The sequence below is a fragment of the Streptomyces sp. NPDC098789 genome (assembly GCF_044759975.1).
Taxonomy (GTDB): domain Bacteria; phylum Actinomycetota; class Actinomycetes; order Streptomycetales; family Streptomycetaceae; genus Streptomyces.
On the sequence record NZ_JBIWAJ010000002.1, the window covers coordinates 563,064 to 580,776 of the forward strand.

17 protein-coding genes are annotated in these 17,713 nt (G+C 70.3%); 11 read left to right on the forward strand and 6 right to left on the reverse strand.

Annotated features, from left to right (window positions below):
* The first annotated feature begins 8 nt into the window (after nucleotides 1-8).
* Nucleotides 9-449: a MerR family transcriptional regulator gene (locus ACIQWR_RS06820; protein WP_404005584.1), complete on the forward strand. Its 441-nt coding sequence runs from the start codon at nucleotides 9-11 to the stop codon at nucleotides 447-449.
* Nucleotides 446-1,510 carry an aldo/keto reductase gene (locus ACIQWR_RS06825; RefSeq protein WP_404005586.1) on the forward strand — a complete coding sequence of 355 codons (1,065 nt, stop codon included), beginning with the start codon at nucleotides 446-448 and terminating at the stop codon, nucleotides 1,508-1,510. Before ACIQWR_RS06820 ends, ACIQWR_RS06825 begins: the two co-directional genes overlap by 4 nt.
* A 38-nt stretch (nucleotides 1,511-1,548) precedes the next feature.
* Here the strand turns inward: ACIQWR_RS06825 and ACIQWR_RS06830 are convergent, their stop codons facing one another.
* From ACIQWR_RS06830 to ACIQWR_RS06840, 3 genes are all read right to left on the reverse strand, one after another.
* A complete protein-coding gene (locus ACIQWR_RS06830) occupies nucleotides 1,549-2,409 on the reverse strand; it encodes a DUF4429 domain-containing protein (protein ID WP_404005587.1) in 861 nt (286 codons plus the stop codon).
* Between the two features lie 74 nt (nucleotides 2,410-2,483).
* Nucleotides 2,484-3,623: an alpha/beta hydrolase gene (locus ACIQWR_RS06835; RefSeq protein ID WP_404005782.1), complete on the reverse strand. Its 1,140-nt coding sequence runs from the start codon at nucleotides 3,621-3,623 to the stop codon at nucleotides 2,484-2,486.
* A gap of 199 nt (nucleotides 3,624-3,822) precedes the next feature.
* A complete protein-coding gene (locus ACIQWR_RS06840; RefSeq protein ID WP_404005589.1) occupies nucleotides 3,823-4,521 on the reverse strand; it encodes a TetR/AcrR family transcriptional regulator in 699 nt (232 codons plus the stop codon).
* A gap of 141 nt (nucleotides 4,522-4,662) precedes the next feature.
* Between ACIQWR_RS06840 and ACIQWR_RS06845 the strand changes: the two genes are divergently transcribed.
* Both ACIQWR_RS06845 and ACIQWR_RS06850 read left to right on the forward strand, forming a co-directional pair.
* A complete protein-coding gene (locus ACIQWR_RS06845) occupies nucleotides 4,663-6,267 on the forward strand; it encodes an MFS transporter (RefSeq protein ID WP_404005590.1) in 1,605 nt (534 codons plus the stop codon).
* Between the two features lie 209 nt (nucleotides 6,268-6,476).
* Nucleotides 6,477-6,857 (forward strand): peptidase inhibitor family I36 protein, encoded by a 381-nt coding sequence (locus tag ACIQWR_RS06850; RefSeq protein ID WP_404005592.1) that lies wholly within the window; start codon nucleotides 6,477-6,479, stop codon nucleotides 6,855-6,857.
* On the opposite strand, the gene ACIQWR_RS06855 is transcribed toward ACIQWR_RS06850, so the two are convergent.
* Nucleotides 6,838-7,632: a potassium channel family protein gene (locus ACIQWR_RS06855; RefSeq protein ID WP_404005594.1), complete on the reverse strand. Its 795-nt coding sequence runs from the start codon at nucleotides 7,630-7,632 to the stop codon at nucleotides 6,838-6,840. The two genes, ACIQWR_RS06850 and ACIQWR_RS06855, sit on opposite strands and share 20 nt — an antisense overlap.
* A 90-nt stretch (nucleotides 7,633-7,722) precedes the next feature.
* Nucleotides 7,723-10,455, reverse strand: coding sequence for a pyruvate dehydrogenase (acetyl-transferring), homodimeric type (aceE, locus tag ACIQWR_RS06860; protein ID WP_404005595.1), 2,733 nt, complete (start codon nucleotides 10,453-10,455; stop codon nucleotides 7,723-7,725).
* Nucleotides 10,456-10,890: 435 nt separating this feature from the next.
* Here aceE and ACIQWR_RS06865 point away from each other — a divergent pair, with 435 nt between their 5' ends.
* From ACIQWR_RS06865 to ACIQWR_RS06890, 6 genes are all read left to right on the forward strand, one after another.
* Nucleotides 10,891-11,322: a DUF3052 domain-containing protein gene (locus ACIQWR_RS06865; RefSeq protein WP_351044148.1), complete on the forward strand. Its 432-nt coding sequence runs from the start codon at nucleotides 10,891-10,893 to the stop codon at nucleotides 11,320-11,322.
* A gap of 207 nt (nucleotides 11,323-11,529) precedes the next feature.
* Entirely contained in the window at nucleotides 11,530-11,988 is a 459-nt protein-coding gene (locus ACIQWR_RS06870) for a peroxiredoxin (protein ID WP_404005597.1), read from the forward strand.
* Between the two features lie 125 nt (nucleotides 11,989-12,113).
* Nucleotides 12,114-12,689, forward strand: coding sequence for a TerD family protein (locus tag ACIQWR_RS06875; protein ID WP_330330217.1), 576 nt, complete (start codon nucleotides 12,114-12,116; stop codon nucleotides 12,687-12,689).
* Between the two features lie 154 nt (nucleotides 12,690-12,843).
* The gene (locus tag ACIQWR_RS06880) at nucleotides 12,844-13,419 is read left to right on the forward strand and encodes a TerD family protein (protein WP_404005598.1); all 576 of its coding nucleotides are present in this window, start codon (nucleotides 12,844-12,846) and stop codon (nucleotides 13,417-13,419) included.
* A 25-nt stretch (nucleotides 13,420-13,444) separates the two neighbouring features.
* Nucleotides 13,445-14,560: a DUF475 domain-containing protein gene (locus tag ACIQWR_RS06885; RefSeq protein ID WP_404005599.1), complete on the forward strand. Its 1,116-nt coding sequence runs from the start codon at nucleotides 13,445-13,447 to the stop codon at nucleotides 14,558-14,560.
* A gap of 100 nt (nucleotides 14,561-14,660) precedes the next feature.
* Entirely contained in the window at nucleotides 14,661-15,410 is a 750-nt protein-coding gene (locus tag ACIQWR_RS06890) for a Tellurium resistance (protein WP_404005600.1), read from the forward strand.
* A 135-nt stretch (nucleotides 15,411-15,545) separates the two neighbouring features.
* Here the strand turns inward: ACIQWR_RS06890 and ACIQWR_RS06895 are convergent, their stop codons facing one another.
* On the reverse strand, nucleotides 15,546-16,313 hold the full coding sequence (locus tag ACIQWR_RS06895; protein ID WP_404005783.1) for a TerD family protein: 768 nt from the start codon (nucleotides 16,311-16,313) through the stop codon (nucleotides 15,546-15,548).
* A gap of 206 nt (nucleotides 16,314-16,519) precedes the next feature.
* Here ACIQWR_RS06895 and ACIQWR_RS06900 point away from each other — a divergent pair, with 206 nt between their 5' ends.
* Nucleotides 16,520-17,683, forward strand: a complete 1,164-nt coding sequence (locus ACIQWR_RS06900) for an HpcH/HpaI aldolase/citrate lyase family protein (protein ID WP_399266052.1) — start codon at nucleotides 16,520-16,522, stop codon at nucleotides 17,681-17,683.
* The last annotated feature ends 30 nt before the right edge of the window (nucleotides 17,684-17,713 follow it).

Here is a 17,713-nt window from a genome sequence, read left to right on the forward strand (position 1 = left end):
TGGTGGTCATGAGCCTGACGCAGATGCAGTCGCAGTCGCAGACGCGGTACACGATCAGCGAGGTCGAGGCCCGGACCGGACTGACCCAGCACACCTTGCGCTGGTACGAGCGGATCGGGCTGATGCCGCACGTGGACCGCTCGCACTCGGGCCAGCGCCGGTTCAGCGACAAGGACCTCGACTGGCTCGCCTTCGTGGGCAAGCTGCGTGCCACCGGGATGTCGGTGGCGGACATGGTCCGCTACGCGGAACTGGTCCGCGAGGGGCAGCACACCTTCCGGGAGCGGCGGGAACTGCTGGAGCGGACGCGGCGGGAGGTGCGGGCGCGGATCGACGAGCTGACGGACGCGCTGGCCGTACTGGACTACAAGATCGGCTTCTACGCGGACACCGCGGACATCGCGGACACCGGGCAGGCGAACACCGGACAGGGGAAGGCACAGTCATGACGAACAGCTTCGAAGGCACAGGGAACACCCCGAGCACCTCGAACACTCCGGCCGACCGGATCGCCCGGGTCGAACTGGGCAAGGGCGGCCCGCTGGTCGGCGTGCAGGGGCTCGGCTGCATGGGCATCAGCGAGTTCTACGGCGACACCGACGAGGCGGCGGCCCGCGACACCCTGGGCGCCGCCCTGGAGGCCGGGATCACCCTCTTCGACACCGCCGACGTCTACGGGCGGGGGCGCAACGAGGAGTTCCTCGCGCCGTTCGTCGCCGCGCACCGGGACGAGATCACCCTGGCCACGAAGTTCGCGATCGAGCGGACCGACGACCCGCAGTACCGGGGCCTGCGCAACGACGCGGCGTACGTCCGCCAGGCCGTCGAGGCCAGCCTGCGGCGGCTCGGCGTGGACGTCATCGACCTCTACTACATGCACCGGCGCGACCCGCGGGTGCCGTTCGCGGAGTCCGTCGGCGCGATGGCGGAGCTCGTGGCCCAGGGCAAGGTCCGCCACCTGGGCCTGAGCGAGGTCACCGGCGCCGAGCTGCGCGAAGCGCACGCGGTGCACCCGATCGCCGCGCTCCAGTCGGAGTGGTCCCTGTTCAGCCGGGACGTGGAGCGCAGCGCGGTGGCCGCGGCGGCGGAGCTGGGCGTGGCCTTCGTGCCCTACTCCCCGCTCGGGCGCGGCTTCCTGACCGGGGCGTTCGCGGACGCCGGTGCGGAGCTGTCGGAGGGCGACTTCCGGCGCTACCAGCCGCGGTTCACGGGGGACAACGCCCGGGCCAACGCCGCGCTGCTGGAGCCGGTGCGCCAGGTCGCGGCGGCGCACGGTGCCACTTCGGCGCAGGTCGCGCTGGCCTGGGTGCACCAGCGGGCGTCGGTCCATGGCCTGACGGTCGTGCCGATCCCGGGCACCCGCAAGCGGGGCCGCCTCGCGGAGAACGCGGCGGCGACCCGGATCCTCTTGACGGAAGCCGAGCTGGCCCTGCTGGAGCCGATCGCCTCCCGCGTCGCGGGCGACCGCTACCCGGACATGACCTCGACCTCGGCGGCCCGCGAGTCCTGAAGGGCCGGGGCCGGGGCCCGACCCGACGCAGCGGTGGCCTACGCCTCCGCCGCGTACCGGTCCCGCAGGGCCGCGTACTCGGCGTCCGTCAGCAGCCCCGCCCCGTGCAGTTCGCCGAGGTGGCGCATCCGGTCCGGCTCCGGCGGGGACGGGGCCGAGAGCGGGCCGGCCGCCACCGGCGTCCGGCTGCGCACGGCCGCCAGCACCGCCGCCGCGAACGGCAGCGATTCGTGCACGGCCCCGTACCCCAGGGAGAACAGCACCGTCGCCGGGTCGTGCTCCGGTGCCCGCTCCTCCGCGTCGTCCTCGCGCGATCTGAGCCGCAGGTATCCGCCGGGATTCTCCGGCGTGCGCCACTCGACCCCGGTCAGCGCGGCCAGCGGGTAGTGCCGGTCGCCCGACTTCCACTTGGTGCTGGAGGCGCCGGTGCGCGACCAGCGCAGGCCCACCCCGCTCTCGTCGAGGGTCGCCCGGGCGTCGTACGCCTTGAGGTGGAGCGGCGGCTTCGGTGCCTCGACCAGGAAGCGCGGGGCCGGCTCGGCGGGGTCCGGCCCAAGCCGGGCGCGCAGCCCGTCGGCCAGCGCGGTGGCCAGCGGCGCCCGGTCGGCGGGCAGCACCAGCCGGTAGGGGTCGCAGAGGTCCTTCAGCTGTCCCGCCGCGGCGTCCATCAGCGGATCGGCCCCGGGCCGCGGGACGGCACGCAGGACCACCGTGTCCCGCTTGCCCGCGGTCACGGTCACGCTCACCTCGGACAACGCCTCGTGGGGAATGCGGCGCTGGCCCAGCGCATGCCAGAGCCGCGGCATCCGCAGTGCGGACATCCCCCGTTCGAAGCGGATGAGCACCGAGTCCGAGTCGAACTCCCAGACGGCATGGTTTCCGGCCAGTACGTCACCCATGCGGCTCATCGTAAAGGGCGGCGGGCCTGTGCGTCCCCTGACTGTGGGGGTCGTTTTCCAGCCGTCTACGTGCTTCAGCCCGCTTCTGTGCTGGAAATTCCCCGTCGGCAGGAGTCGTCCCCGCTCGCGCATACCGCGGAAGCGTACGAACCGGTTCCGATTCGCGCGAAGTTCTCCAATGAGCCGGTACCCGGCTCGAAATAGCCGGTGTGGCTCTTGGCCCCGGCCGCCGAGAGCCGCCGCGCGCCGAAGGCGGCCGAGACCGGATCGGCCCCGTGCCCCACCCCGCCGAGCTCCAGGTGCGGCACGTCCGCGATCCAGTCCCCGGAGTCCCGCATCGCCCACACGCGCGCCGAGGTGTGCAGCTCGGCCGCGTTCTGCACGCGCATGCCCGGGCTGCCCGAGACCACCACGTCGGTCACCCGGCGCGGCAGGTCGGGGGCGGCGACCCCGCAGACCACCGATCCGTAGCTGTGGCAGAACAGCGTCACCGGCGCCGCGCCGGGCAGTGCCGAGGCCAGTGATTCCAGTCGTACGGCGCCCTGCGCGGCCAGCCGGCCGGTGGCCGCGTCCACGCCGAGCCCGTCGGGGCTGACGTAACCGGCCCAGGCGATGACCGCGGTCCGGGTGTCCGGAGCGGTCGCGCGCTCGGCCTCGTAGAGCGATTCGGCCATGCCGACCGGAGCGCTGTAGCGGCGCTGGGACCGCTCGAAGGTGATCAGGTCGGTGTCGACGCCCGGCACGACGACCGAGACGCGCTGCGCCCGGTCCAGGTCGCCGAAGACCTCGGCCACCAGGCCCTCGCCGGTCGGGTCGAAGACGAGGATCTGCCGCGAGGGGTCGGCCAGGGACTCCAGGCGGTGCAGCCGCCGGGTCGCCTCGTCCCGGTCGGCCGGGGTCAGCGCCACGTCCTGGGAGCGGACCTCCTCGGTCCGGCCCGCCTGGACGAGGGAGCGCCGGTTGGCCCGGAAGCGGGTCTGGGCGGGTACCCCGTCGAGGTTGCCGACGACCAGCGGATAGGTGTCGGCGAGCCGGCCCCGCTCCGCGCCGTCGAGTTCGGAGAAGAAGCGCGCGACGGTCCGTACGGGGGCGTCGGCGGGCGGAACCGGGCGGCCGCCGATCCGGGCGCCGGCCCAGGCGGCCAGGGCCGTTCTGCGGACGGAGACGCTCTCCTCGGGCCGGTGCACGGCCGTCCAGCCGGTCGTCGCCAGCATGACGAAGACCACCGCGAGCGCGAGCAGGGCGTGCACCGCGCCGGGGCTGGGCGAGGTGGCGGGGGAGGCGGGGCCGTGCAGGCCGGAGAGGTTCACTGGGAGACAGCCTAGGAGACCATTCCGGCCTGCGGGACGCCGGGTGACAGGGGTCACGGGTCCTCGGGCGCGGCCGTCACCGAGGGGTTGCGGACCGTCTCGTTCAGGTACGAATCGGGCGCCAGTCGGCGGCCAGGGCGGGGCCGATCTGGTCGAGGTAGTCCTCCGTCATCCGGCGGATCGCGGCGACGCTCGTGTCCTCGCCCTGGCCCCAGAGCCGCCCGGTCACCCGCATCACCCCGGAGAACGCCGCCACCACGACCCGGGGTCGCGGGTCGGCGTCCACGTCGAGGCCCTCGCGCGCGGCGATCAGCCGGGCGGTGCGCTCCTCCAGCTCGGTGGAGCGGCGCAGGTGGACGGCGAGCAGCGCGGGCGTGGACTCGATGAGCTGGTAGGCCCGCATGTGCAGGTCGACCGGGACCACCTCGCCGACGGCCTCCTCGATGGTGTCCCAGGCGGTGAGCACCGCGGCCCGCAGGGCCACCAGCGGTCCCTCGGCGGCCGGCCGGGCCGCGAGCGCGGCCACGAAGTGGGACTCCACCAGGTCCTGGACGGCGAAGGCGACCTCCTCCTTGCTGGCGAAGTACCGGAAGAAGGTGCGCTGGGAGACCTCGACGGCGTCGGTGATCTCGTCGACGGTCGTCTCCTCGTAGCCCTGCGTGGTGAAGAGCACGAGGGAGGCGCGCAGCAGGGCGTCGCGGGTGCGGCGCTTCTTGCGTTCGCGCAGGCCGGCGGGGGCGGGCGGCGGCGGGGTGGGGGGCGCGGGGGGCGCCGTCGGTGCGCCGGTCCGCTGGTCGGTCATCACCGCGGGGGTCCTCTTCTTCGGGCCGCTTCTTCGGGCTGCGGGGCGGGGTGGGCGGTCAGGCTACCTGTGACCGACGTGACAGTGACTGTCTTGTTGGGCCGTCTGTGAAGTGTCAGTCGCTGTCACTACCCTGTTCTCATGACTCGTCAGATCAGTCTCGACAAGCAGGTGCCCGACCAGGACACCGCGGCGGGAAGGGTTTCAGGTCTGCGCGGCCACCCCTGGCTGACCCTCTTCGCCGTCGCGATCGGCGTCGTGATGGTCACCCTCGACGGCACGATCGTCGCGGTCGCCAACCCCGCCATCACCGATGACCTCCACGCCACCCTCGCCGAGGTGCAGTGGATCACCAACGGCTACCTATTGGCCCTCGCGGTCTCCCTGATCACCGCGGGCAAGCTCGGCGACCGCTTCGGCCACCGCCAGACCTTCCTCATAGGCATCGCCGGATTCGCCGCGTCCTCCGCCGCGATCGGCCTCTCCTCCAGCGTCGAGCTGGTCATCGGCTTCCGCGTCGTGCAAGGCGTCTTCGGCGCCCTGCTGATGCCCGCCGCGCTCGGCCTGCTGCGCGCCACCTTCCCCGCCGAGAAGCTCAACATGGCCATCGGCATCTGGAGCATGGTCATCGGCGCCTCGACCGCCGCCGGTCCCATAGTCGGCGGGCTGCTCGTCGAGCACGTCAACTGGCAGTCCGTCTTCTTCATCAACGTGCCCGTCGGCATCGTCGCCCTCGGGTTCGGCCTGTTCATCCTGCTCGACCACCGCGCCGAGAACGCCCCCCGGTCCTTCGACATCGTGGGCATCCTGCTGCTGTCCGCGGCGATGTTCTCGTTGATCTGGTCCCTGATCAAGGCCTCCGGGTGGGGCTGGGGCGACAGCAGGACCCTGCTCTTCCTCGCCGGGTCCGTCATCTGCTTCGCGCTCTTCGCCCTCTGGGAGAACAGGGTCGCCGAGCCGCTGGTCCCGCTCGGCATGTTCCGCTCGCTGCCGCTCTCCGCGGGCACCGTGCTCATGGTCCTGATGGCCTTCGCCTTCATGGGCGGGCTCTTCTTCGTCACCTTCTACCTGCAGAACGTGCACGGCATGAGCCCCGTCGACAGCGGCCTGCACCTGCTGCCGCTCACCGGCATGATGATCGTCGGCTCGCCGCTCGCGGGCCTCGTGATCACCAAGATCGGCCCGCGCCTCCCGCTGGTCGCGGGCATGGTCGTCACCGCCGTGGCCTGCTTCGGAATGTCCCGGCTCACCCCGGACACCGGCACCGTCACGATGTCCGTCTGGTTCGGCCTCATGGGCCTGGGCCTCGCCCCCGTCATGGTCGGCGCCACCGAGGTCATCGTCGGCAACGCCCCGCTCGAGATCTCCGGTGTCGCCGGCGGGCTCCAGCAGGCCGCCATGCAGGTCGGCGGCAGCCTCGGCACCGCCGTGCTCGGAGCGGTCATGGCCAACGAGGTCTCCTCCTCCTTCGCCGGGAACTGGACCGCGGCGCACCTGCCGCCGCTCACCCCCGAACAGTCCGAGCAGGCCGCGAGCGCCGTCACCGTGGGCGTGGCGCCGGTCCCCGAAGGGGCCCCCGAGGCCCTCGCGCGGGCCATCACCTCGGTGGCCCATGACACCTTCGTGTCAGGCATGAGCACCGCCTTCGTCGTCGCCGGCTGCGTCGCCGTGGTCGCCGCCGTGGTCGCGGGCTTCACCCGGCGCGGGGAGAACGCGGCCGCGGGCGCGGGCGCGGCGCACGTCTGACCCGCTACGGAGGCGTCAACTCCGCGGCCCGCGCAGCCCCGCCGGACCCGTCCGGCGGGGCTGTCGCCTATCCGGGTGGACCGGCCCGATGGGTCTTCCGCCCGACCGTCGTCGCAGGTCAGCGTGGTGTCAGCAGCACTCGCAACGGACCTCTCGGCCCACCGGGCCACCCGTAGGAGTGCCTTGTGACCACAAGGAGTTGACCCGTCATGCGTACGAGTTCCACCGTGCTCGCCACCGTCTTCCTGGCCGCCACCATCCTGCTCCCCGGCGCGGCCTCCGCCGCCCACGCCGCCGGGCCGCCGCCGCTCGGGGCCTGCGCCACCGGGCAGCTCTGCTTCTGGGCCAAGCCGGACTTCAAGGGCACCAAGCAGATCCACGAACTGACCGACCTGACGACCAACGACTGCGTCTCGCTGCCGCCGGGCAAGAGCGCGCAGGCCCTCGCCAACCGCACCGGACGGCCGGTGACCACCTACCAGTCGGCCGAGTGCATCGAGACCGGCGAGTTCCAGACCTACCCCGGCGACGGCACCTGGCTGCCCCAGTCCCCCTACCAGGTGAGGGCGTTCAAGGTGTGGGAGCGATAGCCGCCGCGGGCTCCGGGTGCGGAGCCGGTACGTCGGCCCCCGCGCCCGGGGTCGCCCCGCCCAGCCGGGCGACCTCGGCGCGCAGGGCCCGTACCTCCGCGGTCAGTTCGAAGAGGGCGGCCGCCTGCAGCCGCTCCGCCTGGTCGTCGCGCTCGAACCGGGAGATGAACCAGGCCGCGATGTTCGCGGTCACCACACCCAGCAGCGCGATCCCCGACAGCATCAGGCCCACCGCGACCAGCCGCCCCAGACCCGTCGTGGGGGAGTGGTCCCCGTAGCCCACGGTGGTCATCGTGGTGAAGGACCACCACACCGCGTCCTGGAGGTTGCGGATGTTGCCGCGCGGGGCGTCGCGCTCCACGCTCAGCACGGCCAGCGAGCCGAACATCAGCAGCCCCACCACCGCCCCCGCCACATAGGTGGTCAGCCGCACCTGCGGGGCCATCCGGGCCCGCCGCCCCACCAGCAGCAGCGTCGACACCAACCGCAACAGCCGCAGCGGCTGGATCATCGGCAGCAGCACCGCCGCCAGGTCCAGCCAGTGCGTGCGGACGAACAACCGGCGGTCCGCCGCCAGACCCAGCCGCACCGCGTAGTCCCCCGCGAACACGCTCCACACCACCCACTCCGTCAGCAGGCACGCCTCGTGCACGGAGCGCTCCGCGTCGGGAACGATGATCGGAACGGCGTACGCGACGCCGAAGGCCACCGCGCACACGAGCAGGGGGAGCTGGGTGCGGCGCTCCCAGCGGAGCTGCGCGGGCTGTTCCTTCATGCGGGGCATCGTAGGGAACGACGGCGGGGCGCCGGGGACCAGCCACCTGTTGGGTCCTCGGCGCCCCGCCGGGCAACGCACTCGTGACGGCTAGGCGTCCCCGCCCGCCGCGCCCGGGTCGGCCGCCGTGACGTCCAGCAGCTGGTAGCGGTCGATGGCCTGCTTGAGCACCGAGCGGTCGACCTGCCCGGCCTTGGCCAGCTCGGTCAGCGTCGCCAGCACCACCGACTGGGCGTCGATGTGGAAGAAGCGACGGGCCGCGCCGCGCGTGTCCGCGAAGCCGAAGCCGTCCGCGCCCAGCGAGGTGTACGCACCGGGCATCCAGCGCGCGATCTGGTCCGGGACCGCCCGCATCCAGTCCGAGACGGCCACGAACGGCCCCTCGGCGCCGGCCAGCTTGCGCGTCACGTACGGGACGCGCTGGTCCTCCTCCGGGTGGAGCAGGTTGTGCGTCTCCACCTCGACCGCGTCGCGGCGCAGCTCGTTCCAGGAGGTCGCCGACCAGACGTCCGCCCGGACGTTCCACTCGGCGGCCAGGATCCGCTGCGCCTCCAGCGCCCACGGCACCGCCACGCCCGAGGCCATGAGCTGCGCCGGGACGCTGCCCTGGGTGCCGCGGGAGATCCGGTGGATGCCCTTGAGGATGCCGTCCACGTCGACGTCCGCCGGCTCGGCCGGGTGCTGGATCGGCTCGTTGTAGACGGTCATGTAGTAGAAGACGTCCTCGGCGGCCGGGCCGTACATCCGGCGCAGGCCGTCCTTGACGATGTGCGCGATCTCGTACCCGTAGGCCGGGTCGTAGGCGACGCAGCCCGGGTTGGTCGAGGCCAGCAGCTGGGAGTGACCGTCGGCGTGCTGGAGGCCCTCACCCGTCAGGGTGGTCCGGCCGGCGGTCGCGCCGAGCACGAAACCGCGCGCGAGCTGGTCGGCCATCTGCCAGAACTGGTCACCCGTGCGCTGGAAACCGAACATCGAGTAGAAGACGTAGACCGGGATCAGCGGCTCGCCGTGCGTCGCGTACGCCGAACCCGCGGCGATCAGCGAGGCCGTGCAGCCGGCCTCCGAGATGCCGTCGTGCAGCATCTGGCCGGTCGGGGACTCCTTGTAGGCGAGCAGCAGGTCGCGGTCGACCGCCTCGTACTGCTGGCCCAACGGGTTGTAGATCTTGGCGCTCGGGAAGAACGCGTCCATGCCGAAGGTGCGGTACTCGTCGGGCGCGATCAGCACGAACCGCTTGCCGATCTCCTTGTCCCGCATCAGGTCCTTCAGGATGCGGACGAAGGCCATGGTGGTGGCGATCGACTGCTGTCCCGAGCCCTTCTTGGCGGCCGCGTACGTCTTGTCGTCCGGCAGCTGGAGCGGCTTGGCCCGCACCACGCGGGTCGGTACGTAGCCGCCGAGCGCGCTGCGCCGGTCGTGCATGTACTGGATCTCGGGGGAGTTGCGGCCCGGGTGGTAGTACGGCGGGGCGCCGCCTTCGAGCTGCTGGTCCGTGATCGGGATGTGCAGCCGGTCGCGGAAGCGCTTGAGGTCGTCGACCGTCAGCTTCTTCATCTGGTGGGTCGCGTTGCGGCCCTCGAAGTTCGGGCCCAGCGTCCAGCCCTTGACCGTCTGGGCCAGGATCACGGTCGGCTGGCCCTTGTGCGCCTTGGCCGCCGCGTAGGCCGCGTAGACCTTCTTGTGGTCGTGTCCGCCGCGGCCCAGGTGCTGGATCTGCTGGTCGGACATGTTCTCGACCATCGCGCGCAGCCGGTGGTCGCCGCCGAAGAAGTGATCACGGATGTACGCGCCCGACTCGGTGGCGTACGTCTGGAACTGCCCGTCGGGGGTGGTGTTCATCTTGTTGACCAGGATGCCGTCGCGGTCCTGGGCCAGCAGCGGGTCCCAGGAGCGGTCCCAGATCAGCTTGATGACGTTCCAGCCGGCGCCGCGGAACTGCGACTCCAGCTCCTGCATGATCTTGCCGTTGCCGCGGACCGGGCCGTCGAGGCGCTGGAGGTTGCAGTTGACGACGAAGGTCAGGTTGTCGAGGTTCTCGCGGGCGGCGATGGACAGCTGGCCGAGCGACTCCGGCTCGTCCATCTCGCCGTCACCGAGATACGCCCAAACGTGGGACTTGGAGGTGTCCGCGATCCCGCGCGCCTCCATGTACCGGTTCATCCGGGCCTGGTAGATCGCGCCGAGCGGGCCGAGGCCCATCGAGACGGTGGGGAACTCCCAGAAGTCCGGCATCAGCCGCGGGTGCGGGTAGCTGGAAAGGCCGTACGGCGCCTTCGACTTCTCCTGGCGGAACGCGTCGAGCTGCTGCTCGGAGAGCCGGTCCAGGAGGTAGGCGCGGGCGTAGATGCCGGGGGAGGCGTGGCCCTGGAAGAAGATCTGGTCGCCGCCGTCGCCCTCGTCCTTGCCCCGGAAGAAGTGGTTGAAGCCCACGTCGTAGAGGGAGGCGGAGGAGGCGAAGGTCGCGATGTGGCCGCCGACCCCGATGCCCGGGCGCTGCGCGCGCGAGACCATCACGGCCGCGTTCCAGCGGGTCGCGTTCAGGACCTTGCGCTCGATCTCCTCGTTGCCGGGGAAGAAGGGCTCGTCCTTGGTCGCGATGGTGTTCACGTAGTCCGTGCTGCGCATCTCGGGCACGGCCACGCGCTTCTCGCGGGCCCGCTCGATCAGCCGCAGCATCAGGTAGCGGGCACGCTCACGGCCCCGCTCGTCGACCGCTGAGTCGAGGGAGTCGAGCCACTCCTGAGTCTCCTCCGGATCGAAGTCCGGGACCTGACTCGGCAGGCCGCCAATGATGATCGGGTTGCGATCGGATGCGGAAGCCACGCTGTTCCTTCGCTGTCGGGGGAGTCGTGCCTTGGGGCGCCGGCTCCCATCGTCTACCGCTCGGCCGAAATCGTCATCTGTACCGCTGGGTAACAGCTGGAATATCAGGCCACACTCAAGGGGTGGGGAGCGGGTCCGGCCAAATCGCAACCTTACGCCCAAGTCGTTCGGCGCCTTCGTAAGGCCGTTCGTCCTTCAAACAAGTGCCAAAGTCCCCATCGCGTGCCGAATGCGTCCCAATGGTGTGGGATGAATCACGAGGGGTTCGCGCGGGCAGGCTTAAAGTTGCGGCGAGACCGCCGCAATCGTCACCGTTTCGACGGTCTCGGCTGCCGGGTACTTGCGCGATCCGCCGCGTCCGTGTGGACTACGCCCAATGCTGCGCGTACGCGCGCCGCCGAAGACATTCACCGATACATGAGCAGGAGGCACCCCGTGAGCGCGACCGCGGACCACGCGGAGACCAGTCTGGTTTCCAGGCTGGGTTTCGAGTCCGAACAGGTGGTCCAGGAGATCGGCTACGACGACGACGTCGATCAGGAATTCCGTGAGGCCATCGAGGACCACATCGGGGGTGATCTCGTCGACGAGGAGTACGACGACGTCGCCGATGCGGTGCTGCTCTGGTTCCGGGACGAAGACGGCGATCTGACGGACACGCTGGTCGACTCCATCAACTTGGTGGAGGACGGCGCACTGATCCTGCTGCTGACCCCCAAGACCGGTCGTCCCGGTTACGTCGAGGCCAGCGACATCAGCGAGGCCGCCCAGACGGCGGGCCTGGCGCAGACCAAGAGCGTCAGCGTCGGCAAGGAGTGGGCCGCCAGCAAGCTGGTCACCCCCAAGGCCGCCAAGTCCAAGCGCTAGCCACGCGCCCAGACGAAGTGGAGGAACCCCGTCGGCCCCGGCCGGCGGGGTTTCTGCTGTTCCTACCCCCGGGCGCATACGGTCCTGTCGGGGCCTCGCCCAGGGCCTGTCGTCGAAGTCGGGTCGTCGCCCGCGAGGCAGACATGACTTCGACGACAGGCCCTAGGCTGGGCCTCACCCGAACGGCTCAATGAAGGGATATGAGAGATGGCGATCGAGGTCGGCACCAAGGCCCCGGACTTCGCACTGAAGGACAATCACGGCGCCACCGTGCGGCTCGCGGATTTCCGCGGCGAGAAGGCCGTGGTCCTGCTCTTCTACCCCTTCGCCTTCACCGGCGTCTGCACGGGTGAGCTGTGCGAGCTGCGCGACCAGCTGCCGCGGTTCCAGAACGACGACGTACAGCTGCTGGCGGTCTCCAACGACTCCGCGCCGACCCTGCGCGTCTTCGGCGAGCAGGAGGGCCTGGAGTACCCGCTGCTGTCGGACTTCTGGCCGCACGGCGAGACCTCCCGCGCCTACGGCGTCTTCGACGAGGAGAAGGGCTGCGCGGTCCGCGGCACCTTCATCATCGACAAGGACGGCATCGTGCGCTGGACCGTCGTCAACGGGCTGCCCGACGCGCGTGACCTGAACGAGTACATCAAGGCGCTCGACAGCATCTGAGCCGCTATCGCACGTTTCCGTACGAAAACCCCGTACGGGCGGGAACCCGTCACTAGGATCGAAGCGTTGATCCGGTAGCAACCGCACGACGGGGCCCCGCCCCACACGAAACCAATGGAGGACCCGTGGGAGTCAGCCTCAGCAAGGGCGGCAACGTCTCGCTGACCAAGGCCGCGCCGAACCTGACGGCGGTCATCGTCGGTCTGGGCTGGGACGCTCGCACCACCACCGGTGTCGACTTCGACCTCGACGCCAGCGCGATCCTGACCAACGACCAGGGCAAGGTCGCCAGCGACGCCAACTTCGTGTTCTTCAACAACCTGAAGAGCCCCGACGGTTCGGTCGAGCACACCGGTGACAACACCACCGGTGAGGGCGAGGGCGACGACGAGGCCATCAAGGTCAACCTCGCCGGCGTCCCGGCCGACGTGAACAAGATCGTCTTCCCGGTCTCGATCTACGAGGCCGAGGCCCGCCAGCAGAGCTTCGGCCAGGTCCGCAACGCGTACATCCGCGTCGTGAACCAGGCCGACAACACCGAGCTCGCCCGCTACGACCTCTCCGAGGACGCCTCGACCGAGACCGCCATGGTCTTCGGCGAGCTGTACCGCAACGGCGCGGAGTGGAAGTTCCGCGCCATCGGCCAGGGCTACGCCTCGGGCCTGCGCGGCATCGCGCAGGACTTCGGCGTCAACGTCTGAGACGTCCGAGGCCGAGCGTGAGCCCGGGCCCGAGGGGGTCCGGGTCCGAGGGGCAAGAACAGATCACCGTCCGGCGCCGTGCACAGTCGTGTACGGCGCCGGATGTTCTTCATCGGCGTACCGTCGCCGGCACATCTCCGGGGAGGACCACATCATGGGCGTCACACTCGCCAAGGGGGGCAATGTCTCCCTCTCCAAGGCCGCACCGAACCTGACCCGGCTGCTGGTCGGCCTCGGCTGGGACGCGCGCTCGACCACGGGCGCGGACTTCGACCTCGACGCCAGCGCCCTGCTGTGCGCGGGCGGCCGGGTGCTCGGTGACGAGTACTTCGTCTTCTACAACAACCTGAAGAGCCCCGAGGGCTCCGTCGAACACACGGGGGACAACCTCACCGGTGAGGGTGAGGGCGACGACGAGTCGGTGCTGATCGACCTCACCAAGGTGCCGGCGACCTGCGACAAGATCGTCTTCCCGGTCTCGATCCATGACGCCGATGCCCGCGGGCAGTCGTTCGGCCAGGTCACCAATGCCTTCATCCGCGTCGTGAACCAGGCGGACGGACAGGAGTTGGCGCGCTACGACCTTTCGGAAGACGCGTCCAGCGAGACCGCGATGATCTTCGGAGAGGTCTACCGCTACGGCGCCGAATGGAAGTTCAGGGCGGTGGGGCAGGGGTACGCGTCGGGCCTGCGGGGCATCGCTCTAGACTTCGGGGTCAACGTTTCGTAAAGCCGTACAAGACGATGGGGTGCCCGTGGTTCTGAAAACCTTCGGCTGGTCGTTCGCGATTACCGCGCTCGGCCTGGCCGCGGCGGTTCTCTACGGGGGGTGGAAAGGGTTCGGGATCGTGGCGATCCTGTCCATCCTGGAGATCTCGCTGTCCTTCGACAACGCGGTGGTCAACGCCGGCATCCTGAAGAAGATGAATGCCTTCTGGCAGAAGATCTTCCTCACCATCGGCGTCCTCATCGCCGTGTTCGGCATGCGCCTGGTCTTCCCCGTCGTGATCGTGGCGCTCACCGCCAGCATCGGTCCCTTCGAGGCCGTCGATCTCGCGATGACCGACAAGGATCGCTACCAGCAGCTCGTGACGGACGCCCACCCGTCCATCGCGGCCTTCGGCGGCATGTTCCTGCTGATGATCTTCCTCGACTTCATCTTCGAGGACCGGGACATCAAGTGGCTCGCCTGGCTCGAGCGTCCGCTCGCCAAGCTCGGCAAGATCGACATGCTGTCCGCCTGCATCGCGCTGATCGCCCTGCTGATCACGTCGTTCACCTTCGCCGCCCACGCCCACCAGCACGGTGGCCTGGAGGTCGACAAGGCGCAGACCGTACTGGTCTCCGGCATCGCCGGTCTGATCACCTACATGATCGTCGGTGGTCTCTCCGGCTACTTCGAGAACAAGCTCGAAGAGGAGGAGGAAGCCGAGCACGAGGCCGAGGAAGAGGCCAAGCGGACCGGCAAGAGCGTCTCGGCGGTCGCCATGGCCGGCAAGGCCGCGTTCTTCATGTTCCTCTACCTGGAGGTCCTGGACGCGTCGTTCTCCTTCGACGGGGTCATCGGCGCCTTCGCGATCACCAACGACATCGTGCTGATGGCCCTCGGCCTCGGCATCGGTGCCATGTACGTCCGTTCGCTGACGGTCTACCTGGTCCGCCAGGGCACCCTCGACGACTACGTCTACCTGGAGCACGGCGCGCACTACGCCATCGGCGCGCTCGCCGTCATCCTGCTCGTCACCATCCAGCACGAGATCCCCGAGATCGTCACCGGAAGCGTCGGCGTGCTGCTGATCGCCTGGTCCTTCTGGTCCTCGGTGCGCCGCAACAAGCGCCTGGAGCTGGAGGAGTCCGCCGCCGAGGCATGATCACGGCGGTAATGCGGAACGCTCAACTGCGGGGCGGCTCACGGGTCCACGGATCCCACGGGCCGCCCCGTCCCGTACCGGGCCGACCAGGGGGATGGACATGGGCTTCACCGATTTCTTCGACGGTCTCAGGGGCGCTCGCGCGTCGCAGTTCCAGTCGGGCAGCGCCTCGTCGAACGCGATAGAGCTGACGAAACGCCACCCGACGATCTCGCTCACCAAGCAGGGGGCGGTGCACGGGAACCTGCGCGTCAACCTGTCCTGGCGGATGCGCACCTCGGACTTCGGAGGGTCGTCCGGCGCCGGCGGACAGCGCCTGCGCCATCCGTTCAAACTCTTCAAACCGGACATGGTGCAGGCGCACACCCAGGGCGTGGTCAACGTCGACCTGGACCTCGGCTGCCTGTACGAACTGACCGACGGCACCCGGGGGGTCGTACAGCCGCTCGGCAAGCTGCTCGGCGACATCAACGACCCGCCGTACGTCAAGCTCAGCGGCGACGACCGGTTCGGTTCGGCCTCGGGGGAGACCCTCTACGTCAACCTCGACCACGCGGACGAGATCAAGCGGCTCCTGGTCTTCGTCTACATCTACGACCAGACCCCGGCCTTCGACCGGACGCACGCCCTGGTCACCCTCTACCCGATCGCCGGGCCCCGGATCGAGATCTCCCTCGACGAGCGACAGCCGCAGGCACGTTCCTGCGCGGTGGTCTCGCTGGAGAAGGTCAAGGGGGAGCTCGTCGTGCGGCGCGAGGTCAAGTTCGTCTACGGCTTCCAGGCCGAGCTGGACCGGCTGTACGGCTGGGGGCTCCAGTGGGGGCGGGGATACAAGACCACCAAGGCGTGAGGGCGGCGGCCCTGGCGGCCGCGAGGCCCGCGGCGCCCGCGACGCCCGCGGCCGCCGCGGGGCCTCCGGTCGGAACGGGGTCGCCGGTCGGAATGGGGCCTCCGGTCGGAACGGGGCCTGCGGCCGGTGCGGGGCTCAGCGGCGGAGGAACTGCGGTCCCTGGACGGGCATCCGGAAGGACGGGTCGCCGACCGGCGCCGGCGACACGTGCTGCGGGTAGCCGTAGGCGGGCTGCGCGGCGGGCGGGGCCTGCGTGGGCCCCACCGGGGGCGCCGTCGGCGCCGTGGCGGGCGTCTGCGGCCGCATCGCGGCGGTCCGGTCGGCCTGCCCCGTCGGCGCGGCCTCCGGCTCCCCCGCGCCGTCGTCCACCGAGATCCCGTGATCGGTGGCCAGTCCGACGAGGCCGTTGGAATACCCCTCGCCCAGGGCGCGGAACTTCCACCCCTCGCCCCGGCGGTAGACCTCCCCGCACATCAGGGCCGTCTCCGCACCCGTCTCGGGCCGTACGTCGAAGTAGGCGAGCGGCTCGGCGCCCCCGCTGACCGTGGCGTCGTAGAGCAGGATCCGCAGGTCCCCGACGCGCTGGAAGGGCACGTCCTCGGCCGAGACGACGACCAGCACCCGGTCCACCCAGGCGGGCACTGAGACCAGGTCCATCTGGACGGCGTCGGTGATCGCGTCGCCGACCCGCTTCTTGCCCAGCCGCCAGACGGCGCCGGAGGGGTGCCGGGGCTGGTTGTAGAAGACGAAGTCCTCATCGGAACGCACACGGCCGTCCGCCCCCACGAGCAGCGCCGAGGCGTCCACGTCCGGCACCTCGGGTCCACCGGTCCAGCGCAGCACCGCCCGGACCGCAGCGGCGGTCACCGGGACGTTGGAGCCCTTCTGCATCGCGTGCGTCATGCCGGTCATCCTGCCCTCCCGGGGCGGGCCTGGACAATGCGGGCCCCCTGGAGTGTCGTGCCCGGCCCTTGTGAGTGGTCGCCGAGCTGTGCATGGTGCAAGAGGGTTACCCGAACTTCATGTGCTTGAGGAACTCTTGGAACTCATTCGTACGTACTATTACCGGCCATGCCACTGGGGCCGCCGAGGCAGTACGGGGGAAGCACATGCGTCATTTCGGGCACATATCGCCCACTGTCCGTGAGGGCCTCTTCCATCAGGAGCCGGTCGAGTTCACCGCCGACTCGCCCGCCCGTACCCTCGCGGCGGCGCTGGGAGCCACCCTCTACAGCCCCGCCACCCGACCCCACCTCGCGGCCGACGTGGCCAAGCAGGCGGACCGCGGAGTCGTCTCCATGGTCCTCTGCCTGGAGGATTCCATCAGCGACGCCGATGTGACGGGGGCCGAGGAGAACCTGATCCGGCAGTTCGCCGAGATCGACGCGAGCGCGGAGGAGCCCCCGCTGCTCTTCATCCGGATCCGCGAACCCGAACAGATATCCGATCTCGTGCGGCGCCTCGGCCGGTCGGCGCGCCGATTGGCCGGATTCGTACTGCCGAAATTCACGGAGAGTCGCGGAACCGCCTTCCTCGACGCCGTGCGGCAGGCGCAGGAGGAAGGCGGGCGCCACCTCTACGCCATGCCCGTCCTGGAGACCCCCGACCTGCTCCACCTGGAAACCCGGGTGGAGGCCCTCGCGGGCATCTCGCGCACGGTCAACGCCTACCGCGACCAGGTGCTCGCCCTGCGGCTGGGCGTGACCGACTTCTGCTCGGCGTACGGGCTGCGCCGCACCCCCGACATGACGGCCTACGACGTCCAGATCGTCGCGGGCGTGATCGCCGACGTGGTCAACGTCCTGAGCCGGGCCGACGGCACCGGTTTCACCGTCACCGGCCCGGTCTGGGAGTACTTCCGCAGCCAGCAGCGCCTCTTCAAGCCCCAGCTGCGCCGCAGCCCCTTCCTGGAGGAGGGCGTCGAGGAGCTGCGCACCGCGCTCATCGAGCACGACCTGGACGGCCTGCTCCGCGAGATCGAACTCGACCGGGCGAACGGCCTGCTCGGCAAGACCTGCATCCATCCCGCGCACGTCACGCCCGTGCACGCGCTGTCGGTGGTCTCCCACGAGGAGTTCAGCGACGCCCAGGACATCCTGCGCCCCGAGCGCGGTGGTGGTGGAGTGATGCGGTCGGCCTATACGAACAAGATGAACGAAGTGAAGCCCCACCGGGCCTGGGCCGAGCGCACCATGCTGCGCGCGGAGGTCTTCGGTGTGGCCAAGGAGGAGGTCGGCTTCGTCGATCTCCTCACCGCCGGACTCAAGGTCTGAACCGGGGTCCGGCCGGTGTCGTCGACGAGG

Excerpts from the sequence above, each read along its gene's own strand:
- ACIQWR_RS06840 (WP_404005589.1), bottom strand. The coding sequence starts at position 4,521 with ATGACCGACCAGCGGACCGGCGCACCGACGGCGCCCCCCGCGCCCCCC.
- ACIQWR_RS06820 (WP_404005584.1), top strand. The coding sequence starts at position 9 with ATGAGCCTGACGCAGATGCAGTCGCAGTCGCAGACGCGGTACACGATC.
- ACIQWR_RS06855 (WP_404005594.1), bottom strand. The coding sequence starts at position 7,632 with ATGAAGGAACAGCCCGCGCAGCTCCGCTGGGAGCGCCGCACCCAGCTC.
- ACIQWR_RS06870 (WP_404005597.1), top strand. The coding sequence starts at position 11,530 with ATGGCGATCGAGGTCGGCACCAAGGCCCCGGACTTCGCACTGAAGGAC.
- ACIQWR_RS06835 (WP_404005782.1), bottom strand. The coding sequence starts at position 3,623 with ATGCTGGCGACGACCGGCTGGACGGCCGTGCACCGGCCCGAGGAGAGC.
- ACIQWR_RS06890 (WP_404005600.1), top strand. The coding sequence starts at position 14,661 with ATGGGCTTCACCGATTTCTTCGACGGTCTCAGGGGCGCTCGCGCGTCG.
- ACIQWR_RS06900 (WP_399266052.1), top strand. The coding sequence starts at position 16,520 with ATGCGTCATTTCGGGCACATATCGCCCACTGTCCGTGAGGGCCTCTTC.
- ACIQWR_RS06850 (WP_404005592.1), top strand. The coding sequence starts at position 6,477 with ATGCGTACGAGTTCCACCGTGCTCGCCACCGTCTTCCTGGCCGCCACC.
- ACIQWR_RS06895 (WP_404005783.1), bottom strand. The coding sequence starts at position 16,313 with ATGACGCACGCGATGCAGAAGGGCTCCAACGTCCCGGTGACCGCCGCT.
- ACIQWR_RS06825 (WP_404005586.1), top strand. The coding sequence starts at position 446 with ATGACGAACAGCTTCGAAGGCACAGGGAACACCCCGAGCACCTCGAAC.
- ACIQWR_RS06880 (WP_404005598.1), top strand. The coding sequence starts at position 12,844 with ATGGGCGTCACACTCGCCAAGGGGGGCAATGTCTCCCTCTCCAAGGCC.
- ACIQWR_RS06845 (WP_404005590.1), top strand. The coding sequence starts at position 4,663 with ATGACTCGTCAGATCAGTCTCGACAAGCAGGTGCCCGACCAGGACACC.
- ACIQWR_RS06830 (WP_404005587.1), bottom strand. The coding sequence starts at position 2,409 with ATGGGTGACGTACTGGCCGGAAACCATGCCGTCTGGGAGTTCGACTCG.